Annotated in this window: 3 protein-coding genes; 1 reads left to right on the top strand and 2 read right to left on the bottom strand. The window is 68.4% G+C overall.

Annotated features, from left to right (window positions below; genetic code table 11):
• A partial coding sequence (locus ACXJKH_RS20130) for a class I tRNA ligase family protein (RefSeq protein WP_457322016.1) occupies positions 1–360 on the bottom strand: 360 nt, incomplete at its 3' end.
• A gap of 328 nt (positions 361–688) precedes the next feature.
• Here ACXJKH_RS20130 and ACXJKH_RS20135 point away from each other — a divergent pair.
• On the top strand, positions 689–913 hold the full coding sequence (locus ACXJKH_RS20135) for a hypothetical protein (RefSeq protein ID WP_256777755.1): 225 nt from the start codon (positions 689–691) through the stop codon (positions 911–913).
• A gap of 13 nt (positions 914–926) precedes the next feature.
• Here ACXJKH_RS20135 and ACXJKH_RS20140 read toward each other — a convergent pair whose 3' ends face one another.
• Positions 927–1,544, bottom strand: a complete 618-nt coding sequence (locus tag ACXJKH_RS20140) for a DUF998 domain-containing protein (RefSeq protein ID WP_457322018.1) — start codon at positions 1,542–1,544, stop codon at positions 927–929.
• Between the last annotated feature and the right edge of the window lie 99 nt (positions 1,545–1,643).

Here is a 1,643-nt window from a genome sequence, read left to right on the forward strand (position 1 = left end):
GCCCATGGACTTGAACTGGCCACGCATGTGCTCGATGTTGGCGTAGGTCCACTTGGCCGGTGCGGTCTTGTTCTTGATCGCCGCGTTCTCGGCCGGCAGGCCGAACGCGTCCCAGCCCATGGGCTGCAGCACGTTGTACCCGGTCATCCGCTTGTAGCGGCTGATCACGTCGCCGATCGTGTAGTTGCGCACGTGGCCCATGTGCAGCGCACCGGACGGGTACGGCAGCATCGAGAGGCAGTAGTACTTCGGCTTGTCCGAGGTCTCGGTGACCTCGAAGGCACGCGTGGCATCCCAGAACTTCTGGGCGGCGGATTCAACCTGCTGCGGATCGTAAACGTTGGGTTCGACGCTGGTCATGGAAACGCTAGTGCGGCGGCAAAGCGGGAGAGGATACCGCAGTGCGGCAAGGCGCTCCAATCGAGCACCGGAACGCCCGGCCCGCCTCGCTCTCCCGCCGGCGCAAGCCCCACGGTGCGCTGATCGGGGGGGGCGGGACGCCGTGCCAGGGGCGCCCGCACGGTAAGAACCTCAGACTGGAACGCGGCTTTTCCCGCCAAGGACACAGGAGATTCCCTATCCCGGGCCGACCGCCGCCTGCAGCAGCCTTGTGGCGCAGGGGTTGCCCGGCTCCCGGCCCTGCACGGCCAAGGCCGCCCTTTCGGAGCCGATCAAGGAGATACACATCATGCAGCGCATTGCTCAGGCGGCTCTTGCCGTCGGCATGGCCATCGGCGGGGTTGCTTCGGCCCATGCCGCCAGCTTCAATTGTGCCTACACGCTCGATGACGGAAGTTTCGGGATGTACCCGGTGGAGGCGGCCGATGGCACCGATGCCACCAACCAGGCCATTGTGCTGATCCGTCGGGACCATCCAACGGCCGGCTTCACCCTTCAGTGCCACGAAGACTGAAACCAGCGGGGCGCTAAATCGCGCCCCGCACCTTGCGCAACGCTACCGGTAGCGCCGCCACCAGCCACATCGCCCAGACGGCGAAGGCCAGCCGCTGCGCCAGCGGCGCCGGCATCCATGCCTGCAGCACGAACGCGGCCAGCACCATCCCCGCCGCGCAGCCGAGGTGCAGGAACGCCTGCGCGCGCCAGCCCGGCACGCGCAGCGCACCCAGCCCATACAGCAGTGTGCCCGGCGCGAATGCCAGCACCCACACCATCCACGCACTGGCGTGGAACTGGCTGGCCGGGCTTTCGATATCGCTGGCATCCAGCGATAGCAGCCCCATCGCGGCGAAGCCGGCCCCGGCCAGCACAAGCAACTGGACGCCCACGCGCAGCGTCCAGGGCGCCGTGCGCGGCACCCGCCGCAGCAGGCGCAGCGCCACGCCGCAGGCCAACGCCCCCGGCAGCACCAGCGCCAGCCAATTGAACGCCTGCGCATGCGGCACCCCGGTTGCGCCCAGCAGCGCTACCGGATGCGACAGCGCGCGGTACCCCGGCAGCGCCGCACCGAAGCCGGCGACCGCCACAACGAACACAAACGCGGCAAGCGCGCCGATGCCGCGATCGATACGGGGTGAAATGTGCATGAAGGTCTGCCTGGGCCCAAGGGAACGCCGCGCATTGTCACCGGTTTGCGCCGATCCCGTGCGTCGGGGTTGCGTCCCGCAACCGGCGCACCCATACAC

The sequence above is a fragment of the Stenotrophomonas sp. P5_B8 genome (assembly GCF_054049855.1).

Excerpts from the sequence above, each read along its gene's own strand:
- ACXJKH_RS20135 (WP_256777755.1), top strand. The coding sequence starts at position 689 with ATGCAGCGCATTGCTCAGGCGGCTCTTGCCGTCGGCATGGCCATCGGC.
- ACXJKH_RS20140 (WP_457322018.1), bottom strand. The coding sequence starts at position 1,544 with ATGCACATTTCACCCCGTATCGATCGCGGCATCGGCGCGCTTGCCGCG.